This is a genomic window from Streptomyces tailanensis (assembly GCF_008386495.1).
GTDB lineage: Bacteria > Actinomycetota > Actinomycetes > Streptomycetales > Streptomycetaceae > Streptomyces > Streptomyces tailanensis.
Genome location: NZ_VTHJ01000005.1, coordinates 168,362 through 185,700 on the forward strand (window position 1 = coordinate 168,362; position 17,339 = coordinate 185,700).

16 protein-coding genes are annotated in these 17,339 nt (G+C 70.1%); 10 read left to right on the plus strand and 6 right to left on the minus strand.

Going from position 1 to position 17,339, the window contains the following annotated elements:
• Nucleotides 1-153 precede the first annotated feature (153 nt).
• The 4 genes from F3T56_RS06515 to F3T56_RS06530 all read left to right on the plus strand — a co-directional run bounded on the left by F3T56_RS06515 (nucleotide 154) and on the right by F3T56_RS06530 (nucleotide 3,552).
• Complete coding sequence (locus F3T56_RS06515) at nucleotides 154-1,119, plus strand: ABC transporter substrate-binding protein (RefSeq protein WP_149823716.1); 966 nt, start codon at nucleotides 154-156, stop codon at nucleotides 1,117-1,119.
• A 62-nt stretch (nucleotides 1,120-1,181) separates the two neighbouring features.
• Complete coding sequence (locus F3T56_RS06520) at nucleotides 1,182-1,949, plus strand: ABC transporter permease (protein WP_149823768.1); 768 nt, start codon at nucleotides 1,182-1,184, stop codon at nucleotides 1,947-1,949.
• Nucleotides 1,950-1,957: 8 nt separating this feature from the next.
• A complete protein-coding gene (locus tag F3T56_RS06525; RefSeq protein ID WP_149823769.1) occupies nucleotides 1,958-2,734 on the plus strand; it encodes an ABC transporter permease in 777 nt (258 codons plus the stop codon).
• Nucleotides 2,735-2,757: 23 nt separating this feature from the next.
• Nucleotides 2,758-3,552 carry an ABC transporter ATP-binding protein gene (locus tag F3T56_RS06530; RefSeq protein ID WP_149823717.1) on the plus strand — a complete coding sequence of 265 codons (795 nt, stop codon included), beginning with the start codon at nucleotides 2,758-2,760 and terminating at the stop codon, nucleotides 3,550-3,552.
• 52 nt (nucleotides 3,553-3,604) lie between these two features.
• Here F3T56_RS06530 and F3T56_RS06535 read toward each other — a convergent pair whose 3' ends face one another.
• Nucleotides 3,605-4,288, minus strand: a complete 684-nt coding sequence (locus tag F3T56_RS06535) for an MmyB family transcriptional regulator (protein WP_149823718.1) — start codon at nucleotides 4,286-4,288, stop codon at nucleotides 3,605-3,607.
• A gap of 273 nt (nucleotides 4,289-4,561) precedes the next feature.
• Here F3T56_RS06535 and F3T56_RS06540 point away from each other — a divergent pair, with 273 nt between their 5' ends.
• From F3T56_RS06540 to F3T56_RS06560, 5 genes are all read left to right on the plus strand, one after another.
• Nucleotides 4,562-5,218, plus strand: coding sequence for a helix-turn-helix domain-containing protein (locus F3T56_RS06540; RefSeq protein WP_149823719.1), 657 nt, complete (start codon nucleotides 4,562-4,564; stop codon nucleotides 5,216-5,218).
• A 31-nt stretch (nucleotides 5,219-5,249) separates the two neighbouring features.
• The gene (locus F3T56_RS06545) at nucleotides 5,250-5,798 is read left to right on the plus strand and encodes a toxin-antitoxin system, toxin component (protein WP_149823770.1); all 549 of its coding nucleotides are present in this window, start codon (nucleotides 5,250-5,252) and stop codon (nucleotides 5,796-5,798) included.
• A 21-nt stretch (nucleotides 5,799-5,819) separates the two neighbouring features.
• Complete coding sequence (locus F3T56_RS06550) at nucleotides 5,820-7,028, plus strand: MAB_1171c family putative transporter (RefSeq protein ID WP_149823720.1); 1,209 nt, start codon at nucleotides 5,820-5,822, stop codon at nucleotides 7,026-7,028.
• Complete coding sequence (locus tag F3T56_RS06555; RefSeq protein WP_149823721.1) at nucleotides 7,012-8,511, plus strand: FAD-dependent oxidoreductase; 1,500 nt, start codon at nucleotides 7,012-7,014, stop codon at nucleotides 8,509-8,511. Before F3T56_RS06550 ends, F3T56_RS06555 begins: the two co-directional genes overlap by 17 nt.
• A gap of 139 nt (nucleotides 8,512-8,650) precedes the next feature.
• Complete coding sequence (locus tag F3T56_RS06560; RefSeq protein ID WP_149823722.1) at nucleotides 8,651-8,878, plus strand: hypothetical protein; 228 nt, start codon at nucleotides 8,651-8,653, stop codon at nucleotides 8,876-8,878.
• A gap of 57 nt (nucleotides 8,879-8,935) precedes the next feature.
• Here the strand turns inward: F3T56_RS06560 and F3T56_RS06565 are convergent, their stop codons facing one another.
• The 3 genes from F3T56_RS06565 to F3T56_RS06575 are packed head-to-tail and all read right to left on the minus strand — an operon-like array spanning nucleotide 8,936 to nucleotide 11,476.
• On the minus strand, nucleotides 8,936-9,916 hold the full coding sequence (locus F3T56_RS06565) for a polyprenyl synthetase family protein (RefSeq protein ID WP_149823723.1): 981 nt from the start codon (nucleotides 9,914-9,916) through the stop codon (nucleotides 8,936-8,938).
• On the minus strand, nucleotides 9,913-10,620 hold the full coding sequence (locus tag F3T56_RS06570; RefSeq protein ID WP_149823724.1) for a 4'-phosphopantetheinyl transferase family protein: 708 nt from the start codon (nucleotides 10,618-10,620) through the stop codon (nucleotides 9,913-9,915). The genes F3T56_RS06565 and F3T56_RS06570 overlap by 4 nt, the downstream gene beginning before the upstream one ends.
• Complete coding sequence (locus tag F3T56_RS06575) at nucleotides 10,568-11,476, minus strand: metallophosphoesterase family protein (protein ID WP_149823725.1); 909 nt, start codon at nucleotides 11,474-11,476, stop codon at nucleotides 10,568-10,570. Before F3T56_RS06575 ends, F3T56_RS06570 begins: the two co-directional genes overlap by 53 nt.
• 292 nt (nucleotides 11,477-11,768) lie before the next feature.
• On the opposite strand from F3T56_RS06575, the gene F3T56_RS06580 reads away from it, so the two are divergent.
• Entirely contained in the window at nucleotides 11,769-12,878 is a 1,110-nt protein-coding gene (locus F3T56_RS06580) for an ATP-grasp domain-containing protein (protein ID WP_149823726.1), read from the plus strand.
• Between the two features lie 286 nt (nucleotides 12,879-13,164).
• Here the strand turns inward: F3T56_RS06580 and F3T56_RS06585 are convergent, their stop codons facing one another.
• Entirely contained in the window at nucleotides 13,165-14,046 is an 882-nt protein-coding gene (locus F3T56_RS06585; RefSeq protein ID WP_149823727.1) for a sulfotransferase family protein, read from the minus strand.
• Nucleotides 14,047-14,204: 158 nt separating this feature from the next.
• The gene (locus F3T56_RS06590) at nucleotides 14,205-17,261 is read right to left on the minus strand and encodes an alpha-mannosidase (protein WP_149823728.1); all 3,057 of its coding nucleotides are present in this window, start codon (nucleotides 17,259-17,261) and stop codon (nucleotides 14,205-14,207) included.
• Between the last annotated feature and the right edge of the window lie 78 nt (nucleotides 17,262-17,339).

Here is a 17,339-nt window from a genome sequence, read left to right on the forward strand (position 1 = left end):
GAGCACACTTCTGCAACTGTCAACGGCCTCGCACGGCAAGGCCATTGACCCGCACCCGGCGGCGTTCTACCTTCCGGCTGAGCACTTCTGTACGGTCTGCGCACACTCGTGCGCGGAGCCTGTCGGCACACCCGGGTCTCCTCAGGAGGAGCCATGCGTCGTCTGTTCGCCGGTCTCGGTACCGGTGCCCTCTTGGTCGCCGCGACGGCCTGCGGCTCGTCCGACTCCTCCGTGGCGTCGGACGATGCCTCCGGCGGTGTCACCACCGTCAAGGTCGGCCTCATCCCGATCGTCGACGTCGCGCCCCTCTACCTCGGCCAGGAGAAGGGGATCTTCGAAAAGCACGGCCTGAAGCTGGAGTTCAGCGCCGCTCAGGGCGGTGCGGCGATCGTGCCGGGCGTCGCCAGCGGCCAGTTCCAGTTCGGGTTCTCCAACATGACCTCGCTGATGGTCGCCCAGACCAACGGTGTTCCCGTGCAGGCCGTCGCCAACGGCATCGCGTCCAACGGCGAGCAGGGCAAGGACTTCGAGGCCCTCATGGTCAAGAAGGGCAGCGCCATCAAGTCGGCCGACGGGCTGGAGGGCAAGAAGGTCGCCATCAACACCCTCAAGAACATCAACGAGACCGCGGTGCGCGAGTCGGTGCGCAAGGCGGGCGGCGACCCCGACAAGGTGGACTTCGTCGAGCTGGCCTTCGACCAGATGCCGGCCGCTCTCGACAAGGGCCAGATCGACGCCGCGATGGTGGTCGAGCCGGCGACCGCCACCATCAAGGGCCAGGGCGGCGTGGTGATCGCCTCGCCCATGGTCGACGTCGCACCCAAGCTCACCGTCGCGATGTACTTCACCTCCACGCAGTACGCCCAGAAGAACCCGGAGGTGGTGAAGAGGTTCCAGGACGCCACCGCGGAGGCTCTCACCTACGCCGACGCCCACCCGGACGAGGCCCGCGAGGTCGTCACGACGTACACGAAGATCCCGGCGGCGGTACTGGAGAAGGTGATCCTGCCGGAGTGGCCGGCCGAGGCCAACCGCCCCTCCATCGAGGCCCTCATGAAGCTCGGCGAGGCCGATGGCCTCTTCAAGGAGACGCCGGACCTGGACAAGCTGCTGCCGTGAAGGACAAGCAACTCGAAGACGCCCGCCCGAGGTCGGTGTCTCCCACTTCTGGCCGCCCGGGGCTGACCAACGCCGCCCTGGGCGCGGCCGGGCTCGCGGGATTCCTCGCCGTGTGGGAGGCGGTCCCGCGACTCGGCCTCGTCGAGGACGACTTCTTCCCGCCGGTCAGCCGGGTCGCCGACGCGCTCGCCACCGAACTCTCCGACGACACGTTCTGGACGGCGCTCGGGGACACGCTCACCGGCTGGGCGGTCGGTCTTCTCATCGCGGTGACCGCCGGGATCCTGACCGGAGTCGTCATCGCCGTCGTGCCGTATCTGCGCGAGGCGACGGCCTCCACGATCGAGTTCCTGCGCCCGATCCCCTCGGTCGCCCTGATCCCCCTCGCGGTCCTCCTGTACGGCACCGAACTGCAGTCGGTGCTCCTGCTGGTGGTCTACGCGTCCTTCTGGCAGATCCTGATCCAGACCCTGTACGGCGTCCAGGACGTCGACCCGGTCGCCGAGGAGACCGCCCGCTCCTACGGCCTCGGCCCCTGGGCGCGGGTGCGGCACGTCCTGTGGCCCACCGCTCTGCCGTACGTCATGACCGGCGTCCGGCTGGCCGCCGCCGTGGCCCTCATCCTGGCCGTGACCGCCGAACTCGTCATCGGCGCACCGGGGTTGGGCGCGCGCATCGCGGTCGCCCAGACCTCTCAGGCCGTGCCGGAGATGTACGCGCTGGTGGTGGTCACCGGGGTGCTGGGGCTGCTGATCAACGTGGGCGCGCGGACGGTGGAGCGGCGGGCGCTGGCCTGGCACCAGTCGGTGCGCGGGGAGGTGGCGGTGTGAGTGGCGGCTTGAAGGGCGTCCTGCTCCGGTTGCTGTTCGTCGTCTCCCTGCCCCTGGTCCTGGTCACCGCCTGGTGGCTCGCGTCGGACGACAGCACTGACGTGTACTGGCCGCCCCTGCGCACGATCCTCACCGCCTTCCCGGACGTCTGGACGGGGGAGCGGCTGCGCGCCGACGTCCTGCCCAGCGTGCTGCGGCTCCTCGCCGGTTACACCTCGGCGGCCGTGGTCGGCCTCGCGCTCGGCACGGTCATCGGCTCCTACCGCCGGGTGCGGGCGGTGTGCGAGCCGGTCCTTGAGTTCCTGCGGGCGGTGCCGCCGCCGGTCCTGGTCCCGGTCATCATGCTGTTCGCGGGCATCGGCGACACGATGAAGATCGCCGTGATCGCGAGCGGCTGTGTGTGGCCCATCCTCCTCAACACGGTCGAGGGCGTACGAGCGGTGGACTCGGTGATGTCCGAGACGGCACGGTCGTACGGCATCACGGGCACGGCACGGCTGCGGAACGTCGTCCTGCGCTCGGCGAGCCCGCAGATCTTCGCGGGGCTGCGCCAGGCGCTGTCCATCGGCATCATCCTCATGGTCATCAGCGAGATGTTCGCGGCCAGCAACGGTCTGGGCTTCACCATCGTCCAGTTCCAGCGCGGCTTCGCGATCCCCGACATGTGGACCGGGATCCTCGTCCTCGGTCTGCTCGGGTTCGCGCTGTCCGTCGTGTTCCGGCTGGTCGAGCGGCGCGTGCTCGGCTGGTACCACGGTCTGCGCGCGTCCTCCCGGCGATCGTAGTGAAGCTTGAGAAGGGGCGAACCATGCACGCCTTGCTTGAGGTATCGGGCCTGCGCAAGGTCTACGAGGGTTCCGGGCGCCGTGTGGAGGCGGTGCGGGACCTCACCTTCACCGTCGACGCGGGCGAACTCGTCTGTTTGGTGGGCCCGTCGGGCTGCGGCAAGACCACGCTGCTGAAGTGCGTGGCGGGCCTGCTGAACCCGACAGCCGGCGAAGTCCTCCTCGGGGGACGGCCGGTGAGCGGGCCGCCGCCGGGTATGGCGGTCGTCTTCCAGGAGTACGGCCGCAGCCTGTTCCCCTGGATGCGGGTCCGCGACAACGTCGAACTGCCGCTCAAGCAGAAGAAGTTGAGCAGGTCACGCCGCCGCGAGCTGGTCGACGACGCCCTCACCTCGGTCGGCCTCTCCGACGCGGCGGGGGCGTACCCCTGGCAGCTGTCCGGCGGTATGCAGCAGCGGGTCGCCATCGCCCGGGCGCTCGCGTACGAGCCGGACGTGCTGCTGATGGACGAGCCGTTCGCCGCGGTCGACGCGCAGACCCGCGCCGACCTGGAGGACCTCGTGCGCGGCCTCTGGCGGGAGCGTGGCATCACGATCCTCTTCGTCACCCATGACATCGACGAGGCCGTCTATCTCGGCGAGCGGGTCCTGATCCTGTCCGCCTCCCCCACGGTCGTACAGGAGCAGCTCAAGGTCGATCTGCCGGTCGAACGCGACCAGTTGCACACCCGGGTGGCCCCGCGCTTCGCGGAGCTGCGTACACATGTGTACGAGCAGATCCAGGCGGCGAAGCGGGGAGTTCCGCTGAGCAAGGACTGACCTCCGGCGCCGTCGGCGACCTGAACGCCGGCGGCGCCGGAGGGGGCGCGCCTCACTGGTGGGGTGAGGGCACCACGCTGAGATGGCTCGCGGTGGTGCGGCGCGGGCGGCGGGACCTGCGGTGCGTGTCGGACGGGCGGCCGGCCTCGCGCAGGACGAGGGTCATACGGGTGTAGCCCAGGTCGCGGAGGGTGTCGGGGGTCTCGTCGATCACCCGGCAGTCCGTGGCGCCCCAGCGCGGGTCGGGGTGGACCAGCGGGCGTACGGCGCCGTCGCGCTGGACGGCCTCGGGGCCGACCGTACGGAGCCAGTGGGGCAGGCCGTGCCGGTAGGCGGCGTCCATGATGGGGTCCTGGGCGATGTCGCGGCGGATGGACTGCAGGCCGCCGTCCTGAGCGTGCCGCTCCACGGCGGCGGCGAAGTGGGCGAGCATCGGCAGGCACCAGCCGGCCTCGTGGTCGCCGAGGACCGTGGCGGCGTCGGGGTGGAAGAGCACGAAGCGCAGGAAGTTGTCCCCCGGCATGGCCGTCGGGTGTGGTCCCACGGCGCCGAAGAGCGCCCGGAACGCGGAGTTGGTCAGGATGACGTCCCAGCGGTGGTCGAGGACGACGGACGGGAAGGAGACGGCCTCCAGCAGCGTGGCGTAGTCGTGGAGGTACGCCTGCGCTTCCTGGGCTTCGAGAGTGTCGGGGACGGCCTGCGGTACCGACCGCTGCCCTCCTGCCTGATATGCCATCGGGAGGTCACCCCTCTTGCCTATGCGGCCTTCACGCGGCACCTTGATCCTCCTTCCCCGGCTCAGTCGTGTCAACTATCGTGGCATTCGGCGCCCGTTGACGGCTGAATCTCGCCACAGTTGTGGCGAGACCTGGATGAGAGTTCGACAGAACCGCTAGTCTCCCCGCAGTTCACGGTGTACTTGCCGGGACCAGGGTCTCGCGCCAGGCTTGGATCCACGGATTCCGCAGTACCGCGAAATTGGCCTGAGAGAGACGTAGGAGATCTGTCGGTGACGGAGGGCTTCGAGGTTCCGGACGCCACGGCGACGGTTCTGTTGCCGGCCGTCGTGGCCCGTGTCACCGCGCTGACCGACAGGCTGGGCGTGGCGCACGCGGAGGTCTTCGACACCCGACGACTCTCGGTCGCGTCCGGCGTGCCGGAGGCGGTGGTGAAGGCGCTGCTCAGCGGGCAGCGCGCCGGCGAGCCGGACATCCAGGCCCGTTTCCTGCAGCGCCTGGACCTGCTGCGGCGCACCAGACTCAAGCCCAACGGCCGCAAGTACACCCAGCAGGAGATCGCCGACGGCGCCGGCATGTCGCGTCAGCAGGCGGGCGCCCTCATCAACGGCGACCGGCGCCCCACGATGGAACACTGCGACGCCATCCAGCGCTTCTTCAGAGTGCACGCCGGTTTCCTCACCGCCGAGGATCCCGAGGCGCTGGCGAGCGCCCTGATGCGCACCGAGCAGGAGCTCCTCCAGCAGCTCGCCGACCGTGAGCGGGCGGCAGCCGAGGCCGCCGACGACCCGCTGCAGCGGCTGCTGCAGAACCACGGTGTGCGCTCCATCGCCTGGCGGGCAGCCCAGTTGCCCACCGACCAGCACCGCGACAAGGTGGCGGAGTGGCTGGACATGCTGCTGGAGAGCGTCAAGCGGCCCGAGTCCTGACCGGGGGAGAACTGTGGGCATCGGAAAGGAAATGCGCCGTCTGTGCGGCGAGTTGGTCGGCGAGCTGACGCTCCCGGCACCGGCGGACCCCGCCGACATCTACAGCGCCCTGTGCGACGCCATGAGCAGACGCCGCGGCCGCCCCGTCCACTACCGTACGGCCGCCTTCCCGCCCGGTACGGCCAGTGGGCTGTGGCTGGACATGCCCGAGCGGGACCTCGTCGTCATCGAGGAACGCACCGCCCCCGACCACCAGTTGGTGATCCTCGGCCACGAGCTGTGGCACATGCAGGCCGGGCACTGCGGTCAACATGTGCAAGTGGCCGAGAGTCCTGAGGGCGCCGCCGTCGCCGCGCGCTTATTGAACGCGGACGCCGACCTCCGGGCGACGGTCCTGAGGGTCGCCGCCCGCACCCGGTTCGACCTGGCCGACGAGCAGGACGCGGAGAGCTTCGGACTGCTGCTGGCCAGCAAGTGCCGTACCTGGCTCGCCGGTTCGGCGCTGCGCGGGCCCGTGCGACGCGATCATCTGGCCGGCCGGATCGGGGCTTCCCTGGGCTACCGCGGACCGCAGGGCTGAGCGGCACAGCCGCCGACACCTATGGACGGGACCAGCTACTACATACCGGCCGTCGCGATGGCGATCGCCCTCGCCCTCAAGACGCCCGCACTGCTGCGCAATTGGCGGGACCCCCTGCTGAGGTCCGTGTGCGCGCTGATGACGCTGGCCTGTCTGGTGTTCTTCTTCGCCGCGCCCCCGACGATCGCCGAGGTCAATCGCGTCACCGGCGTCACGAACATCTCGGCGGCCGTCGTCTACGTCCTGCTGAGCGCCTTCAGCGGCTCCTGCCTGGTGCTGATCGTCAACTGGCGGGGCGGCCCGCCCGAGTCGACCCGCGGGCTCTCGCGTCGCTGGATCGCCGGGTACGCGGTGGTGTGCGCGGCGATCGTGGTGCTGTTCCTCCTCGGGGACGCGCCCGTGGAGCGGGTGCGGGACTTCGACACGTATTACGCCAACACCCCCTTCCTGCGCGAGATGATCGTGCTGTATCTCGTCGGGTTCACCGTCGCGGGCGTCGCGATGAACCTGATGTGCTGGCGCTGGGCGCTCCAGGTGCGCGGCTGGCTGCGCGCCGGACTGCTGATCATCGCGCTCGGCTATCTCGTCAACGTGCCGTTCGCGGCGGTCAAGCTGATCGCCGTGGTGGCCCGCTGGCAGGGCGGGGACCTGGACTATCTGAGCACGTACGTCGCCCCCGTGCTGTCCTCCGCCGGCGCCCAGGTCTGCGCGCTGGGCTTCTGCCTGCCGCTGGCCGGGGAGCGCATCGGCGACTCCTGGACGACCTGGTCCATGTACCGTCGACTCGGGCCGCTGTGGCGGGAGTTGCGGCCCGTCTGGGCCCAGGCGAGCCATGACGTACGGATCTCCTGGTGGGCTCCCGCCCAGCTCCAGATGACGCAGCGGGAGTCCGACATCCACGACGGCATGCTCAGCCTGTACCCGTACTTCGACTCCGAGGTGCGTGCCAAGGCCTACGACGCGGCCGTGGCGGCCGGTTCCGAGCCGGTCCAGGCGCGGGCCGAGGCCGATGCCGCGATGGTGACGGCGGCGGTACGGGCGAGGGCGGACGACCCGGAGGGCCGGGTCATCAGTTCGGCGGTGACCGACGCCCCCGATCTGCCGGCCGAGAACCCCCGTGACCTCGTGCGCATGTCCATCGCCCTGCGTCAGTCCCCCGTCGTAGCGGCCGCCCGCGAGTGGGCCGCCGCGACCAGGTCAGAAAGCGACTTCCATGAGCGAACCCGTTAGGTCCTGTCGTCAAATTCCCGTCGTCCGCCCGGAGGGCGGGCGGGCAGAGGGGAATTCGACGACAGGGCCTAGGCCCTCCGACACCGCGGTCACGACCACCCGGCGTGCCGTCGTCCTCGGCGCGGGACTGGCCGGTCTGCTGGCCGCCGCCGCGCTGCGCGACCACGCCGAGGTCACCGTCGTCGAGCGCGACGAACTGCCCGAGGGGCCCGAGCCCCGCAAGGGCGTCCCACAGGCCCGTCACGCCCATCTGCTGTGGTCCGGCGGGGCCCGCGCGATGGAGGAGCTGCTGCCGGGGGTCACGGAGGCCTGGCTGGCGGCCGGCGCCCGGCGGATACCGCTGCCGACCGGTCTGGTCTCGATGTCCGCCCAGGGGTGGCTGCGGCGCTGGCCGGAGATGGAGTTCATGATCGCGTGCAGCCGCGATCTGCTGGAGTCGGTCGTCCGCGCCCGGCTCCGGTCCGACGCGCGGGTCACGTTCCTGGAGCGCACCGAGATCCTGGGCCTGGGGGGCGATGCCGCCAGGGTCACGGGTGTACGGGTCCGGCCGGCTGCCGGGGGCGAGGAGCGGGTCCTGGCCGCCGACCTGGTGGTGGACGCCGCGGGCCGCGGTTCACGGGGCACCGCCTGGCTCGACGCGCTGGGGGTGCCGCCCGCGCCGATGGAGGAGGTCGACTCCGGGCTCGTCTACGCCAGCCGGATCTTCCGGGCGCCCGAGGGCACCGAGGAGTTCCCGGTGGTCAATGTGCAGCCGGACGTGACAGTGCCGGTGCCGGGGCAGGGCGCGACTCTCGTGCCCATCGAGGGCGGCCGCTGGCTGGTGACGATCTCGGGCACCCGCGGGGGTCAACCCACCGGTGACGCCGAGGAGTTCGAGAAGTTCGCCCGCGCGCTCCGGCATCCGGTCGTCGGCGAGCTGATATCCCGCGCGGAGCCGCTGACGGACGTCATGGTCACCCGCAGCACGATCAACCGGCGGCGCTACTTCGAGAAGGTCTCCGCCTGGCCCGAGGGATTCGTCGCGGTCGGCGACGCGCTCGCCGGGTACAACCCGATCTACGGCCACGGCATGTCCGTCGCCGCCCAGGGCGCCCTGGCGCTGCGCGAGCGGGTCGCGGCGCACGGCATCACGGCACCGGGGCTCGCCCGCCGCATCCAGCGGGCCGTCGCCGTACCGGTGGGCATCGCCTGGGAGCTGGCCACCGGCACGGACATCCGCTACCCCGAGGCGATCGGCAAACAGCCGAACGCCGGGCAGAAACTCTTCCAGCGTTACGTACGGCGGCTGATGCGCACCGCGACCGGGCGTCCCCTCGTCTGCAAGGCCCTCCTCGGCGTCATCACCCTCACCGAGCCGGCCGGCGCCCTCGTCAGGCCGGAGGTCCTCATGGCGGTACTGCGGGGCCCGGTCAAACCACCGCTGACGGGACCGCCGCTGACGGACCCCGAGCGGGAGACGACGCTGGGCGCCGCGCAACGGTAGCCGTACCGGGCCCCTTTTCCGTCCGCCGGCCGGGCGAACGGACGTGTAGCGAAACGGGATTGTCAGTGGCGGACGGCAAGCTGGTGGGGTGTCACTTCCATGTGGCGCTTCACCGATCCGACCAGGGGAGAGCCGTTCGATGCCGACCGCCGTACTGACCGACCGCGAGCGCACCGCCGTCCAGGCGTATCTGCGGCTGCTGGGTACCGTACGAGCCGCGTTCGACGGGCCGCCGGAGTCCCGCCGACCACCCGTGGTGCCGACCGCCGCGCTCGCCGAGGCGGAGCAGGCGCTGGCGGCGGCCGGACTGGCGGGCAACGAGGAGGAGTTCTTCCGGCTGCTGAGGAGCTGGTGCCCGGAAGTCTGAGCGCGGATGTGAAGCGGCGGTCCGCCGGTGCGCCCCGGCGGACCGCCACCAAGAGCCTCAGTCCGCCGGGGACAGATACATCCCGGAGGACTGGTCGACGAGTTGCCGCAGCGCCGCCATGTACGTCTCGTGGCCGCCCAGTTCACCGAGGACCCGGTAGGCCTCGTCGCGGTACGCGGAGAGGTCCTTCTCGTAGCGCAGGAGAACGGCGGGGTTGAGCAGCAGGGCCGTGAGTTCCGTCCGGGCCGGTTCAGAAGTGCGGGCGGCGGCGCTCAGTTCCGCGATACGCGCTCTGGAATCGGGCGGGGTTTCTTCCAGGACGCAGGCGAGGAGATAGGTCACCGTGCCGTTCAGGAGATCCTCGTCGCGGCCCGAAAGGATGTCCTCCTGGTCGTTGAAGAGCTGCCAGAGAATACCGAAGACCGCACCGAATTCGCGCCACAGCTCGGTGCGCTCGCTCCCGGCGCCGGAGAGCGTCGCCGCCATGGCCGTGATCATCCCGAACGGGGCGCCGGATTTCCCTCGATAGGCCGCGACGACCGCATCCCGTGAGGCGTTCTCCAGGTCGCCCCGCAGGTCCCGCAACTGGCCTTCCACGGCGTCGATCCAGCAATCGACGATCTCGCCGGTCAGGGCGTCACGGACCGTGTCCGGGACCGGCTGGGCCCGCACGACCCGGATAGGCAGGGCCTGTCCGCTCAGCACGGACGCCAGCAGAGCCGCGTCCGCGCCGAGTCCGTCGGGGATGTTGCCGCCGTGGCCGTCGGACAGGTCGTCGAGATAGCAGGCTGAAGTCCACCACAGGACATGCACGGCCGACAGGGGAACGGCCGGTGCGGTTTCCCCGGTCTCGGCCGCGTGGACGAGCAGCGGGAGCACGGAGAGCGGATATTTCATCTGCTGGTGCCCCAGCAGCGTGGATATGGATGTCCGTACTGCTGACGACTCCGGACCTAAGCTCTCCAGAGCGGACGCGATGTCGGCGTCGATATCAGCCGCGACCTGTCTGTGCAGATCCAAATAGGAAAAGGAGTTCAATTGGCGTCCTCTTCTTCCGTGGGGAAGGGAACCGTGACCGCCGTCGCCACGAGCCCCCGCCGGACGGTCCAGCGTCCGGTGAAGACCGTGATGCGCCGGCCGCCCACCACCGGTCCGGGGACGAGGAGCTCGGCGCGCAGACCGCCGCGCCGGCCGTCGGCGTCGACGGTCACCTCGATGTCGGCCTCGGAGAAGTCCAGCCACCGGCCGGTGAGCGGGAACCACGCCTTGTAGACGGATTCCTTGGCGCTGAACAACAGGCGGTCCCAGTGGACCGACGGACGGTCGGCGGTCAGCCGGCGCAGCCGGGCCTCCTCCGCGGGGAGCGCGATCGCCTCCAGCACACCCTCGGGCAGAGCGCTGTGGGGTTCGGCATCGATACCGAGGGAGGCGAGGTCGGTGGTGCGGACCAGCGCGGCGGCGGCGTATCCGTCGCAGTGGGTCATGCTGCCGGCCAGCCCGTCCGGCCAGCCGGGGGCGCCACGCTCGCCGGGCAGGACCGGCCGCGGCGCCACACCGAGCTTCTCCATGGCACGCCGGGCACAGAGGCGTACGACGGTGAACTCACGGCGCCGCTTGACCACCGCGCGGGCCACGAACACCTCCTCCTCGGGGTAGAGGGCGCCCTCCCACGCTCCCTCGGCCGTGTCGTCAGAGTGCGCCTCCACGGCCACGACCGACTCCGGGAGCAGTTCCTCGATCACCGGCTCCGACCTCCATCGGCAGAATGCGGCGCAGCCTTCCCGGCGGTTCCGGGCGCGGACGCCACTCGCGGGGGTAACCCACGGACACCTCTTCGAATCGGACCCCGTCCAGCCACGTGGTCCGCGGGATGTGCAGATGGCCGTAGACCATCACCTCGACGCGGAAGCGCCGGTGCCAGTCGGCGGTCAGTTCCGTGCCGCACCACATGGCGAACTCGGGGTAGCGCAGGATGTCCGTCGGGTGCCGGTCGAGCGGGTAGTGGTTGACCAGCACCGTAGGCAGGTCGGCGGGCAGCTCGGCGAGCCGGCGCTCGGTCTCGGCGACCCGGGCGCGGCACCAGGCGTCGCGGCTCGGGTACGGGTCGGGGTACAGCACGTGTTCGTCGGTGCACACCACGCCGGTGCCGTACGCGTACTCCAGACCCTCGTCCTTCGTCGTGCAGCCCTTGGGCAGGAACGAGTAGTCGTACAGGAGGAACAGCGGTGCCACGGCGACGGGGCCGCCCGGTCCCTCCCAGACGGGGTAGGGGTCCTCGGGGGTGACGACGCCCAGGTCGCGGCAGAGGGCGACGAGGTGTTCGTACCGTTCGACGCCGCGGTACGGGACGGTCTCCCTCGGGTGGGTCCACAGTTCGTGGTTGCCCGGCGCCCATACGACTTTCGCGAAGCGGCCGGCGAGGGTCTCCAGGGCCCAGCGGATGTCGGCGACGGTCTCGGCGACGTCACCGGCGACGAGGAGCCAGTCGTCGTCCGTCTCGGGCCGCATCCTCTCGACCAGGGCGCGGTTCTCGGGGTAACCGATGTGCAGATCGCTGATGGCCAGCAGATTTCCATGACGGCCGACCGTCGACTCCACCCGCGCTCCCCTCCGTGACACCGATCGAAAACACGAGAACACACGTGCGTACCAACGGACAAGGGCGACCCGCCGAAAGCTCTGGGCAAAGGACTACGGTGCGTCCCGGCAAGCGCGCCGCACAAGGATTAACACGCGCGTGACAAAAACTTCGGTCCCCATGGCCGTATGATCCCTCCTACACCACCGCCACGCCCTCCCTTTCGCGTACGGCGGTTCGGCGTACCTCCATCTTCCCTGGCCGGGCACGGCCTGCTCCGCCGTGCCCGCGAACCGTAGAAAGGCGGCCTGCATGGTCTCTCGCGTACGCGTCTGGCTCAACCGCACGTACGCGGAGAACGTCTTCTTCATGGATCAGCTGCGGAGTAATCCACACGCTCGACCAGTGGACATCCATGCCACCCACGGTGACGCCGACTCCCCCGTACTGGCCGCCGCCGACACGGCCGACCTCGAGCCCGAGGGCCTCTCCCCCGCCGCGTACGTCGAGTACGCGCTCGACCAGTGCGCCAAGCGCGGTATCGACGTCTTCGTGCCCCGGCTGCACCAGGCCGCCATCGCCGCGCATCGCGAGGAGTTCGCGGCCGTCGGTACGGCGCTGCTGGCGCCGCCCGCCGAGGCGATCGAGGTCTTCGAGGACAAGGTGACCGCGTACGAGGCGGTCCAGGCGTACGGGGTTCCCGTGCCGCCGTGGTTCCGGGTGACGTCCGAGGACGAACTCACCGCCGCCGTGGAGGAGTTGGAGGCCGGGGGGCATAAGGCGTGCTTCAAGCCGGCGGCGGGGGCGGGTGGTGTGGGCTTCCGCGTCGTTACGCGCGCCCCCTTCTCGCTCGCTCACCTCAACGGGTTTCCGAGCCCGTATGTGCCGCTCGACATGGTCGTCTCGGCGCTGCGAGCCGCCGACGAGCCGGTGGACTGGCTGGTGATGCCGCGCCTCGAACAGCCCGAGGTGTCCGTCGACTGCCTCACCGGGCCCGACGGGCGGGTCCGGATGGCCGTCGGTCGCACGAAGAACGGACGGCGGCGCGGGTTCAGCCTCAACCCCGCGTGGATCGATCCGGCTCGGCTCATCGCGGAGTCCTTCGGGCTGCACTATCTGACGAACATTCAGTTCCGGATGTACGGCGACGAGCCCGTGTTGATGGACGTCAACACCCGGCCGGCGGGGGGATTGCATCAGCTGGCCCTCTGCGGGATCAACGCGCCCTGGGCCGCTGTGCAGTTGGCGCTGGGCGAGGAGGTCGGTGACGTGATGCCGGCTCGGCTCGGGCCGGACTACACGGTGGTGTCGGGGGCGCGGCCGGTGCGGCCGGTGGCGTTGCCGCATCAGGATGTGCCTGTTGTTGCTGAGGTGCCGGTGGTTCCGGCGGAGCCGGTGGAGGCGCGGGCGTTGGCCGTCTGACCGGTTTCGCGCCCCCCGCCGCCCCTACCCGCCCCTCCCCCACTCACGGCTCCGCTCGAGCGGGGGGACCCCCATCCAGGGGCTGCGCCCCTTCGACCCCCATGTGCGGGTTAGCGGGGGCTTGTCGCGCAGTTCCCCGCGCCCCTGAAAGACGGCCCTGCGGGCCGATGAAAAGCGGGGCGCAGCCCCCGCTTTTCAGGGGCGCGGGGAACTGCGCGAGCAACCACACACCACCCGCACCCGCCAATGCACCGACCCGGCCGAGTTCGAAGGCGGTCTTACAGAGTTACGCGGAGTAGCCCCATGCCCTTGCCAGTTCTTTGAGGCGGGGCGGGAGTTCTGCGGTGGGGTCGGCCTGGCGGGCCTGTTGGATTCGGCCGGACTTGATCGTGGAGGACCAGTCGCCGAGTTGGGGGCGGAACGTGCCGTGGTCCTTGGAGCCGTAGTCGAGCATGGCGGACTCCCAGGGGATGTCGAGGTAGTCGCAGATGCCCTGGGTGACCTTTTCCGGCTCGGAGGTGAGGTCCTCGTACTTGATGATGTGGACCGGCAGGTTCTGGCGGGCCTCTTCCAGCTTCTCGCTGTAGGAGAGGACCTCGGCCCGGATCGCCTCGTGGTCGGGGTCGGCGCGGCGGCTGGTCAGGGACTGGACGACCGCGCCGGGGTGGCGGAGCAGCAGGATGTAGCGGGCGTCCGGCCAGCATCGCTCCAGGCGCGGCCAGATGAGGGTGTTGGGCGGCGTCTTGTCGACGATGATCCGCTTGCCGCTGCGGCTGAGTTCGAGGTGGAGGATCCGGTCCCAGAGGACGTGTTCCAGCTCGGCCTTGTCGAGTTCGAGCGCCTGCATGGCGGGCGCGGTGAAGTCGCGGGAGAGATGGACGTGAACGGTGCGCAGATGCATCTCGTGCGGGGCGCGGATCTGGCTGTGGCTGTTGAGGATGACCCGCAGCAGCGTCGAGCCGGAGCGCACCGAGGAGAGGACGAACACCGGCGACTCCACAAGCCGGGGGGCGCGCGGGGCCACGTACTTCGGCTCTTCGGCGGCGGTCTCGGTCCGGGGCGCCGGAACAGCGTTCAGGGGCTTCTTCGGCGGGCTCACCGCCTCGGCGATCAGTCTGCCGCGGCGCCTCAGCCCCTTGCCGATCGCTGACATTCGCGGGTCTCGCACGATGACACCTCACAACTCTCACTCGCGTTGTCCCGTATCACACGGTCGGTAAAAGAACTTTAGGTGTCGTGAAGGGAACGAACGGGGGTCGCGGCGGGTAACCTACCCGCCGCGACCTGGGCTTTTACGTGTTTCTTAATTCTTGATGGGAACGGCGGTCACGACTTCCCCACCGCCAGACGCAACGTTTTCACCTCGAATGGCCTCAGGGTCACGGGGACACCGTCGCCGTCCGTGGCCGCCTCCGACAAGGGGCGCTCCAGCAGGTCGGTGATCTGGGCCCCGGCGAGCGGGAATCCGGTGCGCAGGACGCCCTGGGCCCGGCCGCCGCGCGACTCGTACAGCCGGACGACGACGTCGCCGGACTCGTCGTCGGCCAGCTTGACCGCCTCGACCGTCACGCCCTCGCCGTCCACGGAGACGACCGGCTCGGGCGCGCCCGCCGCGTCCGCGACGCGCAGCGGCAGGTTGAGCGCGTAGCCCTCGGCGACCGCGTCCTCGATGGTCGCGCCCGGGAGGAGGGAGTACGTGAGGCGGTGCTTGCCCTGGTCGGCCTCCGGGTCCGGGATGCGCGGGGCGCGGACCAGGCTGAGGCGGACCGTGGTGGTCGTACCGCCGTCCTCGCGGACCGTGCGGGAGACGTCGTGGCCGTAGGTGGAGTCGTTGATCACCGCTACGCCGTAGCCGGGCTCGGCCACGTGCACCCAGCGGTGGCCCGACACCTCGAAGCGGGCCGCCTCCCAGCTGGTGTTGGTGTGGGTGGGGCGCTGGATGTGGCCGAACTGGATCTCGGCGGAGGAGTGCGGCGCCCTGATGTCGATCGGGAAGCCGGCCTTGAGGAACTTCTCGGCCTCGTGCCAGTCGATGTCCGTCTCGAAGTCGATCCGGGGGCTGCCGGCGCGGAGGGTGATCGTCTGGGTGATCCTTGAGCCCTTGCCGAACGATCGCTCCACGCGGATGGCGCCTCGGAGCGGGTCCTCCTCGACGACCGTGACGGAGTCCGCCTCCAGCAGGTCCGTGTAGCGGTTCTTGTAGTGCTTGTCGACGTCCCAGGCGTCCCAGTAGTTCGGGAGGTCGGTGTGGAGGCGGAGCAGGTTGCCCTTGTCGCCGAGGACTTCGCGGTCGGCGCGCAGGTCGCGGACGGAGGCGAGGGTGCCGTCCTCGGCCACCTCGACTCGGACCAGGCCGTTGTCGAGGACGCGACCGGAGACGGTGACGGGGTGCGGGGGTTCGGTGGGGGTGAGGGGTGCGATGCCGTTCGCCGGGACCTTTGTGTAGGCGAGGGGGCCTTCCGGGGTGCGTACGACCTCGGCGCGGGCGCTGGGGCTGGTGTTGAAGACATGGGCGCCCGGCACAGCGCCAGAAGCCAGAGCTGCCACGGCCTCCCCCGTGAGCTCCTCCAGTTCCTTCGCCACCCTTGCGTACTCCGCCTCCGCCTCGCGGTGGACCCAGGCGATCGACGACCCCGGCAGGATGTCGTGGAACTGGTGGAGGAGGACCGTCTTCCAGAGGCGGTCCAGCTTCTCGTACGGGTACGAGTAGCCCGGCGCGTGCAGGGCGGCCGTCGTAGCCCACAGCTCGGCCTCGCGCAGGAGGTGTTCGGAGCGCCGGTTGCCCTGCTTCGTGCGGGCCTGGGAGGTGTACGTGGCGCGGTGGAGTTCGAGGTAGAGCTCGCCGTTCCAGACGGGGGCGTCCTCGTACTCCTCGCGGGCCTTGGCGAAGAACTCGTCGGGGTGCTCGACCACGACCTTCGCCGAGCCCTCCAGGTCGGCCAGACGCCTCGCCCGTTCCATGATCTCGCGGGTGGGGCCGCCGCCGCCGTCGCCCCAGCCGAAGGGGGCGAGGGAGCGGGTGCCGGCGCCCTTCTCCTGGTAGTTGCGGACGGCGCGGTCCATCTCCTCGCCGCTGAAGCGGGCATTGTAGGTGTCGATGGGCGGGAAGTGGGTGAAGATGCGGGTGCCGTCGATGCCCTCCCACCAGAAGGTGTGGTGGGGAAACTTGTTGGTCTGGTTCCACGAGATCTTCTGGGTGAGGAACCACTCGTTACCGGCGAGCTTGGCGAGCTGCGGGTAGGCGGCGTTGTAGCCGAAGGAGTCCGGCAGCCAGACGCCCTTGGTCTCGATGCCGAAGTGCTCGATGAAGAACCGCTTGCCGTGGATGAGCTGGCGGGCGATGGCCTCGCCGCCGGGCAGGTTGCCGTCGGACTCGACCCACATGCCGCCGACGGGGGCCCACTGGCCCTTCTCGACGGACTTCTTGATGCGCTCCCAGACGTGCGGGTAGTTGTCGCGCACCCACTCGTACTGCTGGGCCTGGGAGCAGGCGAAGATGAAGTCCTCGTACTCGTCGGCGAGCGCGGTGACGTTGGAGAACGTACGGGACGTCTTGCGCTTGGTCTCGCGGATGGGCCACAGCCAGGCGGAGTCGATGTGCGCGTGGCCCACACCGGACACCACATGCGCGCTGGCGTGGGCGGGCTTGGCGAGGACGGGGGCCAGGATCGCGCGGACGACGGTGGCGCTGCCGGAGACGTCGTCGAGGTCGACGGCGTCCATGGCCCGGTCCAGGGCGTGCAGGATCTCGTGGCGGCGGGGCTCGTGCTCGCCGAGGTGGACCATCAGCTCGCGCAGCACCTGGAGGTCCAGGTCGAGGTGGAAGACCTCCTCGTCGAGGACGGCGATGTCAGCGCGCTGGAAGGTGTACAGCGGCTTGTCGCCGGCCGTGAGGATGTCACCCAGCGGCGTGATCTTCGAGAAGTTGTCGGCGAGGATGTCGGGGTTGGAGGCCGCCTCGACCAGGTAGTCGATGGTCTCGCCGCCGCTGACCGGGTTGCCGATCGGCACGTACTGGTTGAGCGGGTTGACGGCCTTCAGCGGAGTGCCGTCGGTGAGGTGGACGAGGGCCTCGGCCTGGTTGCCGGGCCAGTCGCCGACGAAGCCGAGGTCGATGACGGCCTCGACCCGCCGGCCGGCCCACTCGGCGGGCACCTGGCCGTGCATCCGGAACCAGGTCGTGCCCCACGGCGGGCCCCACGGTGTGTCCATCGCGAAGGGCGTGTACGAGGCGGCCGCGGCCTCCTCGAAGGGCACGGGCTCGCCGGGCGCCTGCCAGGCCTCGACCTCGAAGGGCACGGAGGCCGCGTAGATCGCGGGCTTGATGCGCTGGTTGTGGACGCGCTCGACGCGTTCCTCGATGCGGCGGCGTTCGTCATGCATGGCCGTACGTCTCCTCAATAGGGTCCGGCTTCAGACAATCACGGAAGGCTGTGCTGGTCAGCCGTGAAAAGTTACTTC

Bases quoted from the DNA above. Each gene is read 5' to 3' on its own strand.
- F3T56_RS06555 (WP_149823721.1), top strand. From the start codon at position 7,012: ATGAGCGAACCCGTTAGGTCCTGTCGTCAAATTCCCGTCGTCCGCCCG.
- F3T56_RS06515 (WP_149823716.1), top strand. From the start codon at position 154: ATGCGTCGTCTGTTCGCCGGTCTCGGTACCGGTGCCCTCTTGGTCGCC.
- F3T56_RS06545 (WP_149823770.1), top strand. From the start codon at position 5,250: ATGCGCCGTCTGTGCGGCGAGTTGGTCGGCGAGCTGACGCTCCCGGCA.
- F3T56_RS06560 (WP_149823722.1), top strand. From the start codon at position 8,651: ATGCCGACCGCCGTACTGACCGACCGCGAGCGCACCGCCGTCCAGGCG.
- F3T56_RS06580 (WP_149823726.1), top strand. From the start codon at position 11,769: ATGGTCTCTCGCGTACGCGTCTGGCTCAACCGCACGTACGCGGAGAAC.
- F3T56_RS06590 (WP_149823728.1), bottom strand. From the start codon at position 17,261: ATGCATGACGAACGCCGCCGCATCGAGGAACGCGTCGAGCGCGTCCAC.
- F3T56_RS06535 (WP_149823718.1), bottom strand. From the start codon at position 4,288: ATGGCATATCAGGCAGGAGGGCAGCGGTCGGTACCGCAGGCCGTCCCC.
- F3T56_RS06530 (WP_149823717.1), top strand. From the start codon at position 2,758: ATGCACGCCTTGCTTGAGGTATCGGGCCTGCGCAAGGTCTACGAGGGT.
- F3T56_RS06550 (WP_149823720.1), top strand. From the start codon at position 5,820: ATGGACGGGACCAGCTACTACATACCGGCCGTCGCGATGGCGATCGCC.